Genomic DNA, 19074 nt, shown 5'->3' on the forward strand with positions numbered 1-19074 from the left:
CTACCCGCGCGGCTACAGCTACAGGATCTGCCGGGTCCCGCACAGCGGCCTCCATCGCATGGTCTCGCCCTTGCCCGCCACGCGCAGCACGGTCTCGACGAAATGATTGACCTCCACGTGCCGCGCGAGAAAGCGCGCCATCACCGCGCCGAACAGGAACACGCTGTGGCCGTGGAATGCGTCCTTGTCGACTTCGAGCGTCACTTCGAGCCCGCGCCCGAAGGCGATCGGCCCCTTGAGCGGCAGGCGGCGCGCCACGGGCTTGGCTCTCACCGAGAGCAGCCCGCGCACCTGGCCCTGGCGCATCTCGTCGGCATGCGTGGCATAGAGCATCAGCGTTTCGCGCAATGCGGCAGCGCCTTGCTCCGGCGTGCTGTCGGAGATCGACAGGTAGTTGAGCGCCAGGTGATCGACCACCCGCCAGCCCAGCCCCTGGCTCACCACCGGCGACACCGGCCGCGAAGGACCGCGCACCATGCGCACCCGCTGCACGGGGAAGGAGTCGACGCAATCGAAGTCGTTGTCGCGTCCCAGCGGCATCAGCAGCGGCAGGTCGCGGTTGGTGCACAGCGCGGCCACCGCAAGCTGCCGCAGCGTGGCCGCGTACGGCGCCTGCTGCGGATCGACGATCTGCATGTAGACCTCGGAGCCGATGTGGCTGCTGCGATGGCCCTCGGTGCGCTGGCGCACCGACAGCATCCGCGGCTCGCGCGTGATCGTGAAGTAGGCCGGGTGGCTGTGCCGCGTGCCATGGAAGGCCGAATAGAAAGGGCGGAACACCTGTTCGGCCGCCGCTGCATCGGCGCCCGGTGCGCCGTGGCCGATGACCTCGGTGACGGTGTGCACCTCGAAATCCTGCGGCCGCGTGCGGTCGGGCACCAGGTGGAACTGGCTCACACCTTCGGTCAGCGGCACGCGGTCGAGCCGCTTGTTGAACAGGTTGACCACCGGCACGCAGTGCAGCTGCACGTTGTCGGCGCTCACCAGTTTTTCGAGCGCCGCATCGCCGCGCGAGAACAGCAGCACGAGCTCTACCTCGGCCACCGGCATTGCCGCGAGCACCGGTTGCAGCCCGGCGATGCGCAGAAACTGGAAGCGCTGCGGAAACGCGAAGTACTCCTGCAGCAGGCGGAAGCCCGAGAAGCCGGTGGCCGTGACCGGCAGCAGTGCTTCATCGTCCTCGAAGCCGACGGGCTGGATCGCCGTGGCCGGCAGGCTCTGCGCCGCGCCCTGCAGCGCACCGGTGGGCGACAGCGGCCGCACCATCACGCCGATGGGCTGGCCCAGCGCGCACTCCTGCAGCTGCCACGCCACGTCTTCGGCGCCGCCCAGATGCAGCACCAGGTCGTCGAGCGCGATCTGGCTGAAGTTGAGCCCCGCCGTCGCATGCAGCGTGATGCGCAGGCCGCCGCGGATGGCACGGGACTGGGGGTGCGTTGCGAGCGGCAGGTCGGGCGCATAGGTGAAGTACTGGGCGCGCTGGATCTCGATCGGCCAGATGCGCAGCGCGCTCGAGGTGCGGAACTCGCAATGCGTGTTCTGCCCCACGGCCTGCCGCGCGCGCAGCCCGGCGCCGCGCGGCAGCTTCGGACCGGTCGCGAGGTTGGCGTCGTCCAGGTCGGGCGAGAACGAGACGACCGCCATGGCCGGCGTAGGCGCGAGGAAATTCGGATAGACGATGTCGAGCAGGTGGCCCGTGAAGCGCGGGTATTCGGCATCGAGCTTGAGGTTGACGCGCGCCGACAGAAAGGCCGTGGCCTCGATCAGCCGCTCGACGTATGGATCGGCAACCTCCTGGCCTTCGATGCCCAGGCGGTGCGCGATCTTCGGAAAGGCGCGCGCGAACTCCGAGGAGCTCTCGCGGAAATAGCGCAGTTCCTGTTCATACAGGTTCAGCAGCCGAGGGTCCATGTCGGACTCACCTTGGGTTTTGCGCCATGTCCACGATCTCGATGCGTCCTTCTTCCAGGTCTACACGGCTTCGCATCAGGAACTCGAGCGGCACGGGCTGCGCCCACAGCATGCCGCGGATCTGCAGGCCGATGCTGTTGTGCGAGTCGAGTGCCGAGCCTTCCATGACGAGTTCAACTTCGAGAGTGCGGGACAAAATGCGCGGCTCGAACTGCAGGATTGCGTTCTTCAAAGCCTGTTCCATGCTGACACGCTGCACCGACGAGGTGAACTGGCCAGACAGCATAGGCAATCCGTAGTTGATGACCGAGCGCGCGGCGTTCGGGTATTGCTTGTCGTCCATCGCCAGCCCGAAGCCGGTGGCATTGAAGAGCCAGCTCAGGTCGCGCAGCACGGCCGAGCGCAGCGCCTGCTTGGTGAGCGTGCGCTTGTCGTCGCTCTCGCGCTTTTCGGCGGGCGCGTTGTCGACCAGGCGGTCGAGCAGCGATGGCTGCAGGCGTTCCTGGGCGGTGAGTTCAACCACGATCAGCCGCCTGCGTCGCCGGGGCCGTCCTGCGCTGCGGCAGAGGCAGTCGGCGTGAAGAGGATCTCGCGCACGTCCATGAGCGCGTACTCGCCGGCGTCGCTGCCGAGCTCGCGCTGGCCGCGACCAGCCCAGACCTCGGGGCGCAGTTCGCGCCACTCGGTCTTGCGCGCGAGAAGCAGTTCGCCGTCTTCGCTCTGCTCGGTGCCTTCGTAGCGGGTGGGAATGAGCGCCAGCGTCTCTCCGCCGTTCTCGAACTGCAGGTGCGCGGGCATCCAGACGCAGTCGCGCAGGTCCTCGGGCGGCTCGATCCTGATGTGCGCGAGCCGGGCGTAGGGAATCCAGTAGTACTTGCCGTTGACGAAGGCTTCGAGCACGGGGCCCAGCCGCATGTCGGCATCCGCCAGCCATTCGAAGGGCACGCCGTCGATGGTGCCGGCAATGGCAGGTGCGCCGTCGAAGGCCCGCTGGCGAAGGTCCTCGGCCAGCTCGCTCTCGCCGCGGCCCTGGCGCAGCAGCGATTCGATCAGCAGCGCCAGCCATTCGTCGGGCTGGCCGAAGATCATCGGCGTGCGCGTGCCGGCAAACACCTCGGCGCGCAGGCCTTCGCAGCGCACGGCGTCGCCATACACCTGCTTCATGGGAACGGCCAGCGCATCGAGCTCGGCCGCGACGGTGAGCTGGTTGAGCGCGCGTTCCCACTGGCCCAGCACGCACAGCAGCTGCGCCATGAAGACGCGGTGCTTGCTGTCGGCGGGCCTGGCGCGGACCTCGTCGCTCAGGGCCTTGAGCGCGGCGACGGGATCGGCGGACTTGAGGAGTTCGGCGGAGGTGGCCATGTCAGCTCCCCGAAAAGGTGCAGGTGCGAACGGCACCCCGCGCGCCCGTCTGCTGCTGCGGAGCCGAACGGATCTCCAGCTTCGTGTAGTCGAAGAAGATGATGTCGCAGGGCCGCTTGGGCGTGCCGCCGGTGACGATGGCATGGCAGTTCACGCGTGCACCCTCGAGCACGAATTCGAGGTGCGACTGCAGGTCTTTCGAGCTGTCGCCGCCGGCCTTGAAAACGGAGATGGTCACCTTCAGGTCACTGTCCTGGCTCTTCAGCAGGCTCGCGATGGAGGCCGTGGCCGCATCGCAGTCGCGGATCACGATGAAGGCGTGGTTGCGCAGCTTGCCCTTGGTGGAGCCGGGCGGAACGACGACGTCCGACTTGTACGAGTAGCCGCCGATGTCCATGCGCTGCTTGCCGTCTTCGTACGTGCGCTTGGACTCCCCTTCGATCGGCGAGCCCTTGCTCTCGATCATCATCGCGAAGTCGTTGCCCGATTCGCCCGACAGGTAGTCGAGCAGGCGCAGGGCCTCGTCGGGGTCCAGTTTTCCATCGTAGGTCCAGCTCATGTCGATCTCCTGAAAAAATCCGGTTGTCTGTCGTTACCTGGCGGACAAGGCTTCGCCCGCCCAATGCACCATCGCGGCAAAGCTCTGCCGCTCGCTGTCTTGCTGCAGGGCGCCGCGCACCCGCACCTGGGCCACCCCGTCGGCCGTGCCGGCGCCGAACAGGCGCGGCGCGCTGTAGGGCGTTGCCGGCGCGGCCAGCACCAGCAGCCGGCCGCCTTCGGCGTTGAACCAGGGCAATTCGAAGCGCTTGACGGCGGGCGCATCGCGCGTGCCGCGCTTGAAGCGATTGGTCTCGCCCGGGTCCCCGGGGTAGACCTGGCGCGCGCCGCCCTGCGGATCGATGCCGACGACGACAAGGTCCACCGAGCGCCCGGTGGTGTTGCGCACATTGAGCACGGCACGCTCGCCGCTGCGCAGCGGCAGCAGCCCGGCACCGGCCTGGCGGGCCGGGCCGCTGCGCACCAGGCGATCGCCGTTCCACACTTCGAATACCACGTCGAAGCCATCGAACTGCGCATCCCTGGCAATGGTGTAGAGCTGGTTGAGCCACTTGAGCCGGGCCAGCATTTCGAGATGCCGGCGGGCCGCTGCGGGATCGACCGGCACAGGCCTGGCGCCGGCGCCGAGCGCGGGCGAGAGCACGTCGAGCCGGGTGGCGCTCCAGTGCACGTCGGCGCCGTCCGCCTCGGCCACGGCGACGACCGAGGCGGGGTAGTCGAGGCTCAGCCCGGGCGGCAGGCCCTGCTCCGCGCGCACGCGCAGCGCGACCGAAGCCGGTTCGCCGAGCGGCGTGATGTTCCAGAGCGCGGCGCCGGACAGCTCGCGCAGCGCTGACGGCACGGCCATGCGCGCCTTGTCGGTGTAGGCCTGCAGGAGCAGGCCTTCGGCGCTGCGCACCGTGCCGTCTTCCATCGTGGCCAGCACGCGCAGCGGCTGCTGCGCCACCAGGCCGTCGAGCTGGCCGGCCTGCAGGACCAGCGTGTCGCCGGAGCGCTGCGCGCGCCAGACCGGCCGCGTCGAAACGGCCTGCGCGCGGTTGGCGAAGATCGGCGCATCGAGGTTGCCCTCGGCCACCGGCGATGGCAGCTCGCGCGTGGGAAAGCGCTGCGCGAGTTCGTCGATCACCGGCGGATAGATTGCCAGCACGCCGTCGAACAGGTCGCGCCAGGTGGCGGGCTTGCGCGAGAGCGCCTCCACCACGGCCCAGGTCAAGAGGCCCTGCGGGCGTGCATTGCGGCTCTTGCGCGGCAGGCGCAGCTCGGGCGTGATCTGGTGGCTCTCGGAGGCGAAGAGCGCGACATAGCGCGCGCGCGGCACCGGCTCGGCCGCGGCAGGCCGCGCCATGGCGACGCGCGCTGCGGGACCGGTTGCGCCGACCAGCTGGCCGGTGCGCAAGCCGCGCCAGCGCACCTCGTCGTCGGCCGGCCCTTCGGCGATGAGCGGGCTGTCGGCCGTGCTGCTGCGGGTCATCGAGTTTGCCGAGCAGGTGTCGAAGACGGAGGCGACGAACACGTTGCGCGCCAGGAAGGCCTGGATCCAGGCATCGAAATCGGCATCGCGCAGGTCGCCCGTGAGCGCGCTGTCGCTGCCGAGTGCGCCGCGCACATCGCGTGCGAGAAAGTTTTCCGAAAGGCCGTCGGGCTCCTGGTAGCGCTTGCTGCTGTCGCGCAGGCGGGTGCCGTGGCCCGAGAAGTAGAGCAGCACGAAGTCGCCGCTTCTCGATTGCGCGAGCAGCCGGCCGAGCGCATCGTGGATGGCCTGCGATTCGGGCAGCACCGCGCCGCTCACGCCGTCGGCGAGCACGGTGATGTCGGATGCCGCGAAGCCCTGCTTCAGCAGTGCATCGCGCATCAGCGTCACGTCGTTGCGCGGCGCCTGCAGCCAGAGCGACTGCGGCTGGTTGACGAGCTCGGAAACGCCGACGAGCAGGGCGCGCTGGGTGGCGAAGGCGCTGCCGGCGAATGCGATCAGCGCCAGCACCAGCAGCACGCGCGACACCCCTGCCCTCCCCCGGCGGGGGAGGGAGAAAAACGGACGCACCGTGAACGTCATGGCCGCTGCGTCGCGGGTCCGGCCGACTCGACCAGTGGCGATGCCGCGAGCACCGCGAGGCCGCCGACCGGATCGGCCGCGCGCAGCCGCCAGACGCCGTTCGCACCCGGCCCGCCCACCACCTCGGCCGACACCGCCTGCAAGAGCCGGTCGGCCTCGTCGATGCGCACGCCGTCTTTCCAGCGCACGACCAGGTTGGCCTGTGCTGCAGCGGGCGCTGCGGGCACGGCACGAAAGCGCACATCGTCCTGTTCCGCATCCCGGCCGCCGAGCAGGCCGGCGTTCTGCACCACCGCGAACAGCGCCAGCACCGCAAACGCGGGACGCAGCCATCCGCCGGAACCGAACCAGTGCCGGATGCTGCCCCACCAGCCGCCCTCGGGCCGCTCCTGCGGCCGGGCGCGCGGGGAAGCAGGTGCGGCGGCCGGCGTCGCGCCGGGGGACTGCACCCGTGCCGGGCCCAGTTGCAGACCGGCGGCGCGGTACAGCGCCTGATAGTCGGCGCGCGGGTCCTGCGCACCGAGCGGCGTGCCGGACAGCACCGAGAACACGCCGCCCACGGTGCGCAGCGCGATGCGCCCGGGCTCGGGCGCGATGGCCAGCGGCGCCTGTGCGGCCCATTCGTCGTGCACCGCGCGGATCGCGGCGAGCCGGGTGGCCGAGACTTCGCCGAGCACGCGCGCGCACAGCTGCGGACTGGGTTCGAGGGTGAGAACATTCCAGGCCTGCACCAAGCCGAACGCCGGCTCGAAGGGCTCGTCGTCGGGCTCGAGCAGCACGTCGAACGGCCCGGCCCAGTCGGCCTCGCCCGCGGCCATCCAGCCCTGCCACAGGTTGCCGTGGATGCAGCGGTCGAGCAGCACGCCGAGCAGCCGGCCTTCGTGCACCACGCTCACGAGGCGGCCCGGCGCCCAGCGCGCACTGAAGGCGCGCTGGGCGACAGCCTCGCGGCGCCGGGCCAATTCGGTGAGCGGAAGCACGAGATCGAGCACGGTGCGCGGCGGCGCGGCCGCGGTGCCCTGCTGCGCGGCATGGGGTGCGGCACCGGGCATCACGACGGCCGCCACGGCGGCTTCCTGGCCGGGTGCGCCGGATATGCCAGGCATCGCAGGCGCGGTGCCCGCGGCCTGGAACGCGCTTCGGATCACGCTGAGCGGGGGCCAGAGGTCGGTGTTCATGGCGGTCTGTTCCTGAATGGCTATGTCTTCAGGCATAAGACGCTTCAGCACCGAGGATTTTGAAAACCTGCAGGATCGCCGCCATGTTGTCGGGCGCTATCGCAATGCCCAGGGTCTGCTGGATCCAGCCGCCCAGTCGGGTCCTGGCGTAGTCGGCGGTGAGGCCCTCGCGCTTGTGCACCAGGCCCAGCCGTCCTGCGCGGTAGTGATAGGAGGCGATGGCATGGCGCGAGGCAATGCCCGAGAGGCCGCCCTCGGCCTCCTTGCCGAAGCCCTCGCACAGCAGGATGCGCTCGGGCTCGGGCAGCCCGGCGATGAAGGCGCGCGCGGCCAGCTGCACCGCGCTGACGCTCAGGCCGTGCTCCGCGAGGCAGCCCTCGAGGTCTTCGCCGGCGCCCAGCGCATCTTCGAGCTGCGCTTCGCTGACCTGCTCGCCGATCGAGAGCTTGCGGCGGAACGCGCTCGCGCGCGTGCAGTCGATCAGGTAGCGGCGGAAGTACGCGCACAGCGCAAAGGCGGTGGAGGGCGCGCTGTGGCCCGCGCGCTCGTCGGCCTCGTCGGGATCGGCATCGAGCCGCAGCACCTTCACGTAGATGAACTGCGCCACCAGCTCCTGCCGGCCTTCGCCCAGCACCTGCAACTCGGGCGGATTGCAGGCCACGAGCGCATCGCCGACGATGCGGTACATGGTGCCCATGTCGCCGGGGGACAGCGTCTGCCGGCGCCGCCAGAGGCGGACGAGTTCAGTGCTTTCCGCGGACGACAGCGTTTCATTCATTGGCTCAACCCAGGCTTCGCGCCGAGTCCGTCAGTCGTCCACGCATACGCCTTCGGTCGGCACCAGGCACTGCGGCAGGCCGGCGCCCGCCGGGCCGCCGCGCGTGCGGATGGCCGAGGACACCGCTGCCGTGGCCACGGCCAGGCCGCGCGGCAGCAGGATCCAGAGCTGGCCGCGCTCCTTCATGCGGCGCGCGTTGTTCGCGGCCTGCTGGCCGTTACCGAAGAAATAGTCGGCCCGCACCGCGCCGCGGATCGCACCGCCGGTGTCCTGCGCAATGGTCAGCCGCTGCATCGGCGCACCGGTACCGGGCGCGCGGGTCGACACGAACACCGGGTAGCCCAGCGGCGTGCTGCGCGGGTCCACCGCGATCGAGCGGCCCGCCGACAGCGGCACGCCGAACGCGCCCACCGGTCCGCCCGAGGGCGACGGCGATTCCTTGAAGAACACGTAGCTCGGGTCCTTGATGCCCGAGCCGACCACCGGCCCGGCCGTGCGCCGCCCCGGCACCAGCACCGCGCCGCTGGCCGTGGGCCGCGCGAGCGTGAAGCCGCGCGTGCGGATGGTGCTGGTCGAGGTGCCGCCGACGTCGTCGTCTTCGTCACCATCGTCGAGTTCCAGTTCGATGGACGAGCCGCGCACCTTGACCGGGGTGCGCGGCTTGCCGTTGGCCGCCTGCGCCAGCGTGGGGCGGAAGGGCTGGCCGTTCTGCTCGGCATAGGCCACGCGGATGATGTCGCCGTTGGCCAGCTTGATGCGGCCCGACCCCTGGATCTGCATTTCGTAGAGCGCGGTGGCGCTGCTCACGAAAGCCAGCACCTTGGCATTGGGCGCGCCCTTGGTTTCGATCTCTTCGCGCGTGTAGTAGGGCAAGAGCTGCTTGCCTTCGATGCGCAGGCGGACCTTGCGGTCGAGCGTGTCGCGCGTGACGCCCGAGAGGTCGAGCGCATAGAGCCCGGGCGCGCCCATGTCCCGCGTGCTGAGGCCGGTCTGCACCACCACGTTGCGGCCCTCGACCCGCGCCGCCACCGTGCCGTTGCCGGCCGGCAGCTTGCGCGCGTCGGCAAACAGCATGTCCTCGGGCTGGCCGTAGACCGGATAGATGAACGGCGCCGCGTACTGCCGGCTGCCCGGGATCTCGGGCTCGAAGTAGCCGGTGACCACGCCGTCGGGCTTGCGGTCGTCGTCGCGGATCTGGTAGGCCGAGAACTCCTGCTCGAAGAAGGCGCGGATCGCGGTGTTGTTCTTGCTGTCGACCCGGAGGGCGCGCGCGCACACCTCCTTCCACTCGGCGCCGCGGCCGGTGAGCACCTTGCAGCTGCCGAGGAAGGCCGGCCAGCTTTCGGAGAAGTCGTCGCGCGCCCATCCGGGCACGGCATCGAAGCTGACCGAGGTGTAGGTGGCCAGCTGGGTCGAGAAGGTGCGCGCCTGGCCGGCCGTGCTCGAGCCGGTGGCGGCCGGCCGCGGCGGTGGCGTGGTCGTCGTCGTTGCACCGGCCGCCGTGCCGGCCGTGGCGCTGCTGCCCGCGTCGGCGCCGGCGGTGGCGGCCGGCGGCGTGTTGACGCAACCCGCCGCAAGCACGGCGGCTGCGGTTGCGGCAGCCCGGCGCAGGGCGGAAATGAAAATCGGCGACGGTGTTGTGAACATGAAAGCCTCCTTGTCCGGAAAGAACGGCCCATCGGGCCAACGCTTTGCAGACGATTACTTCTCGACGATTTTGAAATTCGCGACGCCGTAGACGTCGTTGCATGGGGTGTTGGGCGCGCAGACCGGCTTGCCCAGCAAAGGCGACGGACCCGTGCCGCGGCTGGCCTCGAGCGCCGCCAGCACGGGCAGCGGAAATTGCGGAAACACACCGTCGTTCTGCACGCCCGAGCCGCCGAAGTCGCGCTCGTGCTCGCTCACGAGCACCGCGAACTGGTTGGTGCCGGCCGGGCCGCCTGCATCCATCGGCCAGGAGGCGCGCGGCAGCGAGAGCGGGCTGCCGGCGGTGATCTTGTTGTACTTGTCGAGCAGGTTCGGGAACAGCAGGAACATCTCGCCACCGCTGGACAGCAGGAACACGTAGACGAAGCCCTCGCGCTTGCTGCGGACCTCGAAGGCGAGCTTGTCCTTGCCGATCGACACCTCGGCCTTCCTGGGCGCGGCCGTCACGTCGAAGCCCGGGGCCGCGCCCGCCGCGAGCGACTGCAGCGATTCGAGCGGCGTGCGTGGCGCGGGCGGGGGGGGAGGCGGTGGCGGCGGCGCCTGGACCACGCGCGGTTCGGGTGGCGGCGGCGGTGCGACGGCGACCTGCTTGCCACTGTTGTCGCCTTCCGCGCCCGCGGTGGTGCGGCCCTGGTACCACCACCAGCCGCCACCGGCGGCGGCCAGCACGGCCACCGAGGCGATCGCGGCCAGGGCCTTGCCGTTGTTCTTTCGGCCGGCGCCCACGCCCGGAGCAGGTGCCGGTGCGGGTGATGCCTTGCCGCGTCCGATCGTGGTCGGCAGGTCGGCGTTGCCGGTGCTGCGCGCGCCGGAGCCCCCCGGCGTGGTGCGCGGCGGCGGCGCGATGCTGTGGCCCACCTCCAGGTCAAGCGCGGCGCGGAACTCGGCCATCGACTGCGGCCGCGACTCGGGCCGCACGCCCAGGCCCGCGTCGATCGCCTGCAGCAAACGCAGGCTGTAGCGCTGGCGCAGGATGTCGTTGCCCGCAAGCGGCACGTAGCTGTCGGACAAGAGCCGCGCCACCGAGGGCGGCGGCGCGCGTCCGCAGACGGCCACGTGCATCACCGCCGCGAGCGCGTAGACGTCGGTCCACGCGCCCTGCGACATGTCGGGCATCTCGGCGTACTGCTCGATGGGCGCGTAGCCCGGCTTGAGGATGACGGTGATCGCCTGCGTCTTGTCGGTGATCACGCGGCGCGCGGCGCCGAAGTCGAGCACCACCGGCCGGCCGGAGCCTTCGAGCAGGATGATGTTGTCGGGCGCGATGTCGCGGTGGTAGCAGTTGGCACCGTGCATCACCGCCAGCGCCTGTGTGACGCCGTCCATGATGCGGATCAGCCAGGCCTCGTCCACGCCCGCGGGAATGGAAACCAGCGCCTGGCGCAGTGTGTCGCCGCGGTAGAACGGCATCACCATGTAGGTGGTGCCGCGCTCCTGCCAGAAGCGGTAGACCTTCAGCAGCGAGGGATGGTCGAACTGCGCGAGCAGGCGGGCTTCGTTGATGAAGCTGCGCATGCCGAGGTCGAAGGTTTCGCGGTGGCGCTCCGAAAGCGGAACCACTGTGCCGTCGTGCTGCCTTGTCGACAGCGAGGTCGGCAGGTATTCCTTGATCGCCACCACGCGTTCCAGCGTGTGGTCCCAGGCTTCGTAGACGACGCCGAAGCCGCCCTGGCCGACGACGCGCGTGATCTCGAATTCTGCGAGGCGGCTGCCTACGGGGAGGAGGCCGGCCTCGCTGGTTTCTGCTGCGGCGGCGGCCGGGGCGTTGGAGAGGCTTGTGGAGCCGGATGTGATGACGGTGGCGGCGGTGTCGGCTTCGGTCTCGTTGCTCGCGGACTGGCCGGGCCTCGACATGACGCGAGTGCGGTCGTCTTCGGGGGGCATGCCTGTTCCTGGAGCTTCGGTCATTGACTGGCTCCTTTTTGTATTGCTTGGCGTGTTTGCTTTCCGGGGCCGGGACTCGCCCCGGCAGGCGACCTGCTTTTCTTTGCTTCGCCAAAGAAACGTAGGCAAAAGAAAGGCGACCCCACTGTCTGCGACCCCTTCGCTGCGCTACGGGGCAACCTGCGGTGCTCGCGTTTCGCGGGGCCCGCAGAACTCGCTTCGCTCAAACAGCTGCGGCCCTGATCCGCGAAACGCTCCGCTCCTCGGCGCATACAGAGGGGAGGGCAAACCAAACGGGCCTTTGCTTCGCTCGGCCACCAAGCCACCGCGGCGCGCAGCGCCGCGGTGGTTGGTATTGGCTGCTGGAGTTGACATTGGGGCCGAGCGAAGCGATGGCCTGTCTTCTCCCCATCCCTTCTGGCTGCGCCGAGGAGCGGAGCGTTTCGCGGATCAGGGCTCGCAGCTGTTTGAGCGAAGCGAGTTCTGCGAGACCCCGCGAAACGCGAGCACCGCAGGTTGCCCGCAGCGAAGCGAAGGGACGCAGACAGCAGGGTCGCCTTTTCTTTGCTTACTTTCTTTTGGCGAAGCAAAAGAAAGTGAGTCGCCCGCCGGGGCGAGACCCGGCCCCGAAACCCAAAAGGAAGCAGGAAATTCATTCCCCACCCCCCAAAAACAAAGCCTCAAACCGAGCATCCAAAGGCAATCCGGCAACAAGCATCCGAGCTCCCTCACCAGCGCCCGGATCGCCAAGCCATAGAGACTCTCCCACCCCCGGCAAGGCAAGCGACTCCACAGCCCCCTCGCGCGGTGCGAGGCCATCCGCAGCAAACAGCCTCTGCAGCACCGCATCGAACCGCAGCGCATCCAGATCCCCCTCGAGCCCTTCGAGCGCAGCCTGCGTCCCCTGCGCCCACCACCGCAGCGCCTGCTGCAGCGCCTCGCCCTGCAGCAGCATCTCGCCCGAGGCGGCATCGAACTCCACCGCCAGCGTGAACGGAAAGTACCGCCCCACCCCGTCGACCGACGGCATCAGTACGCCGATCCATGCGCCTTCGCCAACCACCTGCGGCCCCAGCGCAAAGCACCAGACCGGCGCTTCGAGGTAATGCGAGGTCCAGTCCGCATGCCGATCGCGCAGCCGCGCCAATCCGCGCTGCAGCCACGGGTCCCACAACGAGCGGAACGACTCGGGCAGGCGCCGGTGCGCGAAGTCGCCCATGCCCGGCAGCTTGCCGAACCATCCGGGCAAGGCAGCGGCTTCGCTCACAGCCCCTCCGGACAGGAGAACTCGCGCAGTTCCTTCAAGCGGATCGGATGCTGCACGCTGTTCGTCGTCACCTCGAAGCGCGTCTTGCGGGCGCCGATCTGGAAGGTGATGAAAAATTTCTCGGGCGCATCGCCGGCTTCGAGCTGGCCGTCGTCGAGCGCGCGGAACAGCGCCCATGGCCCGTCGACCGCGGCGCCCGAGCTGCCGGTGGTCGAAGGCGGGCTCACCTGGATGCGCACCTGGTTGCTGCCCTTCGGCCCGGGCCACTGCACGGCCATGGGCACCACCGGGCCGTGCGCGTACTTCACGAGCTGGCCGTCCACGTCGAGAATGAATTGCGTGATGCCCGCATCCATCTCCACCGGCTTGAAGTCGAGCCGCATCGACGGGCCTCGGCCACCGCCGCGAAAGAAGATGTCCTTGATGCGCGCGGCCCGCTCGAACTGCGCCAGCGCCTGCGTGGTGACGGCGCCGCGTTCGGCCACGGGCTTGTAGCGCCAGGGCTTGGTGCTGGTGTCGACCAGCGCGGCCAGCCGCTTCTGGAAGAACTCGTCCATCAGGCCGCCGGCGCCGAACATCTGCCCGAAGTCCTCGGGCAGCACGTCGCGCTTGCTGCTGCCCACGAAGGGATAGCGGCCCGCGATGGCGCGGTTGCAGAAATCGGTCACGGGGCGCAGGTCCTGGCTCAGGTTGCCGCGCTCGGCCACCTGCGCCTGCGCCGCGCCCGACTGGCTCAGGTTCTCGACCATGGTGCGCACCGGCTCGGGCAGGCGGCCCGCGTCGGACTTGAGCTTGCCGGCTACATCGCCGGGCGGCGGCGAGGTGCGGCCCTTCACGGCCGTGTCGACGGCGTTGAGGTACACGTACACCTCGTTGAAGAGCTTGAGTGCATCGTCGATGGGCGCGGGCTGGTTCGGACCGGCGGCGGTGACGAGGCGACGCAGCGGCTCGAAGCGGTCGTCCACGATGCTTTCGATGCGCTTGCCGCTGGCCACGGGCTTGCTCGGATCGCCGCCGAACAGGTCTTCCAGGCCCTTGCGCGTGCTCGCGACGGTGGCGGTGGCCTTGCTCACCACGTCCTTGGGCTGGTCGGCGGGAATGAGCGTGGTTTCCTTCACCACCGCGCGCAGGAAGTTCGCCAGCGGCGAACCCACGCCCGAGAGAATGCGCGCGGCCTCGATGTTCTTCTCGAGCCCGCTGGCGCGGATCAGCCGCACGTCGGCCAGGAGCGCCTCCCAGACCTTGACGTACTCCGCCAGGTAGAGCCGGCGCACGCGGTCGGTCAGCGCGCCGAGCGCCGCCACGTCGCGCATGCGGTCGGTGGCGCTGCGGTCCTGCCCGAGCACCCACGGGTCTTCCTGCGCGAGCAGGCCGGTGAGCACCGTCACTTCATTCTGGAAGCGCTTGTGGTAGCCGTCGTAGGTGAACATGCCCGGCACGCCTTCGGTCAGCGGCTTGCCGCTGATGCGCTCGAACACCAGCGGTGCCGAGGGGCCGGCCGCGGTGGCAATGCTGAAGGCCGGAATGTCCTTGGTGGCGCGCTGGCGCTTGAGGCGGCTGAACACGCGCTGCTCCAGCGGATAGCTCGCGAGCACGGCGCGCACGCTGCGCACCAGGTTCTCGTCCATCTTGAGCGGCGAGCGCGGCGGACCTTGGGCAATGAGCACGTCGAGCTGGTCTTCGAGCGCCTGGCGCTGGTCTTCGGGAATGCCGCGGTCCAGGCTGCGCGCCCAGTCGAGCGTGATCCAGGCCTTGAGCGCCTCGGCATCGAAGTGCTCGGGCTGGTAGAGCATGAGGTAGCTCTTGAGCGCCTCGTAGGTGTATTCGAGGTTGTCCTTCTGCGCGGTGCGCAGCTGGTCCTCGATGCGCTTGGCGATCTGCGGCAGGAAGGCGTCGTTGAGCGCGCGCTGGTGCGTGAGCATGGCGGCGGCGTCGAGCTTGTCGCCCTGGTAGAGGCCGAGCGTCATCGACAGCGGCTCGTCGCCCTGGCGGTTGTCGGGCGTCTTCCAGATGTCGCGCAGGCCCTGCAGCACGGGCGCCACCTCGACCAGGTTCTGCACCCGCGACGGCAGCGCCGCAAGGGTCTGGCGCGCGGGCTCGACGCGCGCCTCGACCGACTTCAGGTAGTTGACGTTCTGCAGCGTGCTGTAGCCCCAACCCGCGAGCAGCGCGAGCGTGACCAGCGTCATGGCCGACACACCCGCCACGCGCAGCGCATGGCGCCGGCGCTCGAGCTTCACGTTGGCACCCGCCAGGCGCTGCTCGGGGAACACCACCTCGCGCAGCAGCGCGGTGAGAAAGTAGCTGCGGCCGCTGGACTTCTGCGGCGCGAGCATGGCGCGCTCGATGCCGAAGCTGCGCGAAAGGCTGCCCATCACGCGGTCGATCGGGCTGCCTTCCTGCGTGCCGCTGGTGAAGTACACGCCGCGCACCCACGGCGGCTGCGCGAAGCGCGAGCCGGTGAAGACCTGGTCGAGCAGGTCGGACAGCATCGAGCCGATGGAGCCAAACTGCGCCGGAAAGCCGAAGATCGCCGCGCGCCGCGTGCCATCGGTCTCGCGCTGCATGCGCGCGATGAGCCCGTCGTTGACGCGGTTGTGCAGCAGCGCGAACTCGCGGTGGAAGGCGGTGGACAGCCCCTTCTCGTCGGCCTGCACGTTCTCGTCGGCCGCCAGCGTGAAGCCGAAGACCTGCGCGCGCTGCTCCTTGCCGAGGTCGTCGAAGTAGTCGGTGAAGCCATAGAGCAGGTCGCTCTTGGTGACCAGCACGTACACCGGCAGCCGCGTGGTGAGCTTGGCATCGAGCTCGAGCAGCCGCGCGCGAATGGATGCGGCCAGCTGCGTGCGCTGCTCGGGGCCCTGGCTCAGCAGATCGGCCACGCTCACGGTCAGGAACACGCCGTTCAGCGGCCGGCGCGGGCGCGCCTTCTTGAGCAGGCCCAGGAAGCCTTCCCATGCGCTCTTGTCTTCCGACTGGTGGCTGTCCTGCGTGGTGTAGCGGCCGGCGGTGTCGATGAGCACGGCCTCGTCGGTGAACCACCAGTCGCAGTTGCGCGTGCCGCCCACGCCGCGGATTGCGCCGGGGCCGAACTTCTCGGCCAGCGGGAACGACAGGCCCGAGTTGACCAGCGCCGTGGTCTTGCCCGCGCCAGGCGCGCCGATGAACACGTACCACGGCAGGTCGTACAGGTAGCTGCCGCCGGAAATGGAGAGCCAGTCGCGCCAGCCGGGCTTCTTGCCCGCGGCGTGCAGGCGCATTTGCTTGAGCGTGGCCACGGCTTCGCTGAAGCGCGTGTCGAGGATCTTCTGTTCGCCGTTGACCGGCGCGTCGGTCTTGGCGGCCGGCGCCTTCATGAGACCGTCGGTCAGGTGCTGGCTCGCACGGCGCGCGCGCCACCGGCGGTAGATCGCGCGCAGCACCACGATGAGCACGATGGCGCCGATCAGCAGTGCGCGTGCGAGCTCGGTTTCGAGCGGCACCCACGCGCCGATCTTCACCAGCGGACCGATCCACCAGATCAAGAGCGCGACGATGACCAGCGCCAGCAGGGTCAGCAGCAGCGGGCTGAACAGGAAGCCGAAGAATTTCTTGATCATTTCGTCACTCCCGCCGCAGCAACGCGGTCCGGCTCGGACAAGAGCACGATGTCGACGCGCCGGTTGCGCGCGCGGTTGGCCGGCGTGTCGTTGGCGGCCACGGGCTCGGCGTCGGCCTTGCCGTCGGAGCGCATGCGCGCCGGATCGACCAGCGTGGTGAGTGCGCCCTTCACCGCATCGGCGCGTGCGGCCGACAGGTGCCAGTTGGAGGGATAGCGCAGCGAGCGGATCGGCTGGTTGTCGGAATGGCCGGTGATCAGCACCTCGCCCTTCACCTCGGCCAGCGCCTGGCCGATGCGGCGCAGCACCGGCAGCGAGCCCGCCATGGGCTCGGCGCTGCCGGAGCCGAAGAAGGAGTCGCCGCGCAGCCGCACCACGCTGCGGTCGGCCTCGTCGGTCACGGTGACCAGGCCCTGCTTGATCTCGGGTTCGAGGAAGCGCGCGAGCCGCGGCGACTTGGCCGGCGCTGCGGGCGGCGCGATCTGGATGTTGGGCACGCGCAGGCCCGACACGGCGGCATAGGTGGTGTCGGAGCGGTAGTTGAGCGTGAGCCGCAGGCCGAACCAGGCCAGCGCGAGCAGCAGCGCGAAGCCGGCCGCGAACACCCACAGCGGCAGCGATTCGCGCAGCCGCACCGTGCCCGCGCCCTGCCCGCGCCAATGCGGCGAAAGCTCGGCCTCGAGGGGCGGACGGTCCTTGGCGATCAGGTCGGCCAGGCGCTGGCGCACCGAATCGAGTTGCGCGCGGCCGTTGTCGACCACGCGGTAGCGGCCTTCGAAGCCGAGTGCGAGCACGCTGTAGATCAACTCCAGCAGCTGGCGGTGGGTGGGCACGTCCTGCGCGAGCTTGGCGAGCAGCTGGAACACCTTCTCGCCGCCCCAGGTCTCGTTGTGGAATTGCACCAGGAGGCTCTGCTTGTTCCAGCCGGCCTGCACGCCCCAGGGCGTGTTGGCCACGGCCTCGTCGAGCGCGGTGCACAGCACGTAGCGCGCGGCCAGCACCGATTCGTTGCTGGCGCCGGCGCGGCGCGCGGCGGCGTCGAACTGGTTCACCGCGTCGGCGGTGGAGGCGCGCAGCGCCGGCACGTTGGGCGGCTGCACCAGGTTGCGCAGCTTTCCGATCAGCACCAGCAGCTTGCCCGCGGCAGAGACCAGCGGATTGAGCAGGCCGATCTCGCCGACCTCCACGGCCGGCGTCGGATCAGCGCCGCCGAAGAACGGTGCGGGAGCCGGCGCGGGCGGCGTTCCGGCCGGCGTGCGCGGCTTGGGTTTGATGACCGTGCGCTCCGACTCGAAGGCGGCGAAGGGATCGGGTGTTGTCATGGTGGTGTTCCGTTTCCGTCAGCCCGATGCGGCTAGGAACGAATGGCCCAGAAAGCCAGATCCAACCCCGGGAAGTCGCCCGCGATGTGCATCGCGATGCCGCCCGATTGCTCCAGCTGGCGCCACAGGTCGCTGTTGCGCGTTTCGAGTTCGAAGTAGTTGGCGCCGGTGTGGAAGGGAATCTGCCGCGGCGCCACCGGCATCGGCGTGAGCGTGACACCCGGCAGCGCCAGGTTCACGAGGTCGCGGATGCGCTCGACCGGACCGATCTTGACCTGCGTGGGAAAGCGCGCGCGCAGCGCTTCGCTCGGCATGTTGGCGTTCACCGCGAGCACGAAGGTCGCCTTGCGCTGCAGCTCCACGTCGGTCACCACCGCCACGCGCACGCCATGCTTGCGGTCGTGCAGGTCGATGCGGATGGCCGACTGCTCCAGCACCATCGAGAGGCTGCGCCGCAGGTCGTCCATCAGCGGACGGAAGCTCAGCGCCAGGTCGTCGTGGATGTAGGGGCCGAACCGCGTGACGCGGCGCGAATCGCGAAAGCTCGCCAGGTCGCCGGCCAGCCCGAGCGCATGCTCGAAGAAATGCTGCGGGTGCAGCATGGCGCTCCTGGCCAGGTGCGCGAAGACCGCCTCGTTGCGGTTGACGGTCTGCAGCAGCATGAAGTCGGCGATCTCGGCCACGCCGCCGGTGCCGCCCTGCGTCATGCGGCCGGCCAGCGCCTCGCCGCGCTGGCGCAGGAGGCCCAGCAGCTCGTCGAGCCAGGAACGGATCACGGCATGGCCCGCCACGTCCAGGAGCGGCGGCAGCATGGCGCGGTCGAGCTGCACCTGGTTGTCGACACGGCGCTCCAGCACGCGGGCCACGCCCAGCGTGGTCCAGGCGTCGGTGGCTTCGCTGGCGCGCATCAGGCGCGTGTGGAGCTGGCCCAGTTGCAGCACCGCGGTGCGCTCGCCCGCGGTGTTGGAGTCGGGCACCTCGGACTCGAGCACGCGGTGGCGCACCAGCTCTTCATAGTCTTCGGCATCGGCCTCGCGGGCGCCGGCGCGGCGCAGCGGCAGCGCCAGCACCACGGTCTCGTCGCGCATGGTGAGGGGAATGTCGATGGGCTCGGGCAGCGGATCGACTGCCGGCATGTCGAACACCGTGCCGTCGCCGAGGAGGCCCACCGCCCGCACCAGTGCGAGCTTGCCCAGCGTGAGCGCGGCCTGATCGATCTCGATCTCCGCGAATCCCCAGGCATAGGGCGTGGTGGAACGCAGCAGCACATGCCTCGCATGGTCGGCATGACGCTCGCTTTGCTGCAGGTGCTGGGGCTGCAGCAGCATCCCCTCGCTCCAGACCACTTTTGTTCGCCAACTCATCCGCACTCCGTCAACGGCAAGGGCTGCCTGAAAGAAACACGAAGTTTCCGGCGCGCGCCGCGGCGGGCAAATCCGCCTAACGGCCTAGATGCGG

General features: G+C 69.6%; 13 protein-coding genes. All 13 read right to left on the minus strand.

Annotated features, from left to right (window positions below; translation table 11 throughout):
• Positions 1–18: 18 nt before the first annotated feature.
• The 13 genes from tssF to tssK all read right to left on the minus strand — a co-directional run bounded on the left by tssF (position 19) and on the right by tssK (position 18980).
• Entirely contained in the window at positions 19–1911 is a 1893-nt protein-coding gene (gene tssF / locus L1081_RS17555; protein WP_489413314.1) for a type VI secretion system baseplate subunit TssF, read from the minus strand.
• A 7-nt stretch (positions 1912–1918) separates the two neighbouring features.
• Positions 1919–2434, minus strand: a complete 516-nt coding sequence (tssE, locus tag L1081_RS17560; protein WP_489413315.1) for a type VI secretion system baseplate subunit TssE — start codon at positions 2432–2434, stop codon at positions 1919–1921.
• Positions 2435–2436: 2 nt separating this feature from the next.
• Positions 2437–3273 (minus strand): type VI secretion system accessory protein TagJ, encoded by an 837-nt coding sequence (locus L1081_RS17565; protein ID WP_489413316.1) that lies wholly within the window; start codon positions 3271–3273, stop codon positions 2437–2439.
• 1 nt (position 3274) lies between these two features.
• Positions 3275–3832 (minus strand): hypothetical protein, encoded by a 558-nt coding sequence (locus L1081_RS17570; RefSeq protein WP_489413317.1) that lies wholly within the window; start codon positions 3830–3832, stop codon positions 3275–3277.
• A gap of 33 nt (positions 3833–3865) precedes the next feature.
• Positions 3866–5830 carry a caspase family protein gene (locus L1081_RS17575; protein WP_489413318.1) on the minus strand — a complete coding sequence of 655 codons (1965 nt, stop codon included), beginning with the start codon at positions 5828–5830 and terminating at the stop codon, positions 3866–3868.
• Positions 5831–5880: 50 nt separating this feature from the next.
• Entirely contained in the window at positions 5881–7062 is a 1182-nt protein-coding gene (locus L1081_RS17580) for a hypothetical protein (protein WP_489413319.1), read from the minus strand.
• A 28-nt stretch (positions 7063–7090) separates the two neighbouring features.
• On the minus strand, positions 7091–7840 hold the full coding sequence (locus L1081_RS17585) for a hypothetical protein (RefSeq protein ID WP_489413320.1): 750 nt from the start codon (positions 7838–7840) through the stop codon (positions 7091–7093).
• 30 nt (positions 7841–7870) lie between these two features.
• Positions 7871–9487, minus strand: coding sequence for an MltA domain-containing protein (gene mltA, locus L1081_RS17590; protein ID WP_489413321.1), 1617 nt, complete (start codon positions 9485–9487; stop codon positions 7871–7873).
• A gap of 54 nt (positions 9488–9541) precedes the next feature.
• A complete protein-coding gene (locus L1081_RS17595; protein ID WP_489413322.1) occupies positions 9542–11455 on the minus strand; it encodes a protein kinase domain-containing protein in 1914 nt (637 codons plus the stop codon).
• A 628-nt stretch (positions 11456–12083) separates the two neighbouring features.
• On the minus strand, positions 12084–12698 hold the full coding sequence (gene tagF / locus L1081_RS17600) for a type VI secretion system-associated protein TagF (protein WP_489413323.1): 615 nt from the start codon (positions 12696–12698) through the stop codon (positions 12084–12086).
• On the minus strand, positions 12695–16294 hold the full coding sequence (gene tssM, locus L1081_RS17605) for a type VI secretion system membrane subunit TssM (RefSeq protein ID WP_489413324.1): 3600 nt from the start codon (positions 16292–16294) through the stop codon (positions 12695–12697). Before tssM ends, tagF begins: the two co-directional genes overlap by 4 nt.
• The gene (locus L1081_RS17610; RefSeq protein ID WP_489413325.1) at positions 16291–17616 is read right to left on the minus strand and encodes a DotU family type VI secretion system protein; all 1326 of its coding nucleotides are present in this window, start codon (positions 17614–17616) and stop codon (positions 16291–16293) included. The genes tssM and L1081_RS17610 overlap by 4 nt, the downstream gene beginning before the upstream one ends.
• 32 nt (positions 17617–17648) lie before the next feature.
• The gene (tssK, locus tag L1081_RS17615) at positions 17649–18980 is read right to left on the minus strand and encodes a type VI secretion system baseplate subunit TssK (protein WP_489413326.1); all 1332 of its coding nucleotides are present in this window, start codon (positions 18978–18980) and stop codon (positions 17649–17651) included.
• Positions 18981–19074: the final 94 nt, after the last annotated feature.

Origin of the sequence: Variovorax sp. MSC1_012, assembly GCF_023667525.1 — a bacterium.
Classification (GTDB): Bacteria; Pseudomonadota; Gammaproteobacteria; order Burkholderiales; family Burkholderiaceae_C; genus Variovorax; species Variovorax beijingensis_B.

What these genes read in the sequence shown, in the direction of transcription:
- mltA (WP_489413321.1), bottom strand. Translation starts at nt 9,487, where the DNA reads ATGTTCACAACACCGTCGCCGATTTTCATTTCCGCCCTGCGCCGGGCT.
- L1081_RS17585 (WP_489413320.1), bottom strand. Translation starts at nt 7,840, where the DNA reads ATGAATGAAACGCTGTCGTCCGCGGAAAGCACTGAACTCGTCCGCCTC.
- tssF (WP_489413314.1), bottom strand. Translation starts at nt 1,911, where the DNA reads ATGGACCCTCGGCTGCTGAACCTGTATGAACAGGAACTGCGCTATTTC.
- tssM (WP_489413324.1), bottom strand. Translation starts at nt 16,294, where the DNA reads ATGATCAAGAAATTCTTCGGCTTCCTGTTCAGCCCGCTGCTGCTGACC.
- L1081_RS17580 (WP_489413319.1), bottom strand. Translation starts at nt 7,062, where the DNA reads ATGAACACCGACCTCTGGCCCCCGCTCAGCGTGATCCGAAGCGCGTTC.
- L1081_RS17565 (WP_489413316.1), bottom strand. Translation starts at nt 3,273, where the DNA reads ATGGCCACCTCCGCCGAACTCCTCAAGTCCGCCGATCCCGTCGCCGCG.
- L1081_RS17570 (WP_489413317.1), bottom strand. Translation starts at nt 3,832, where the DNA reads ATGAGCTGGACCTACGATGGAAAACTGGACCCCGACGAGGCCCTGCGC.
- L1081_RS17595 (WP_489413322.1), bottom strand. Translation starts at nt 11,455, where the DNA reads ATGACCGAAGCTCCAGGAACAGGCATGCCCCCCGAAGACGACCGCACT.
- L1081_RS17610 (WP_489413325.1), bottom strand. Translation starts at nt 17,616, where the DNA reads ATGACAACACCCGATCCCTTCGCCGCCTTCGAGTCGGAGCGCACGGTC.
- tssK (WP_489413326.1), bottom strand. Translation starts at nt 18,980, where the DNA reads ATGAGTTGGCGAACAAAAGTGGTCTGGAGCGAGGGGATGCTGCTGCAG.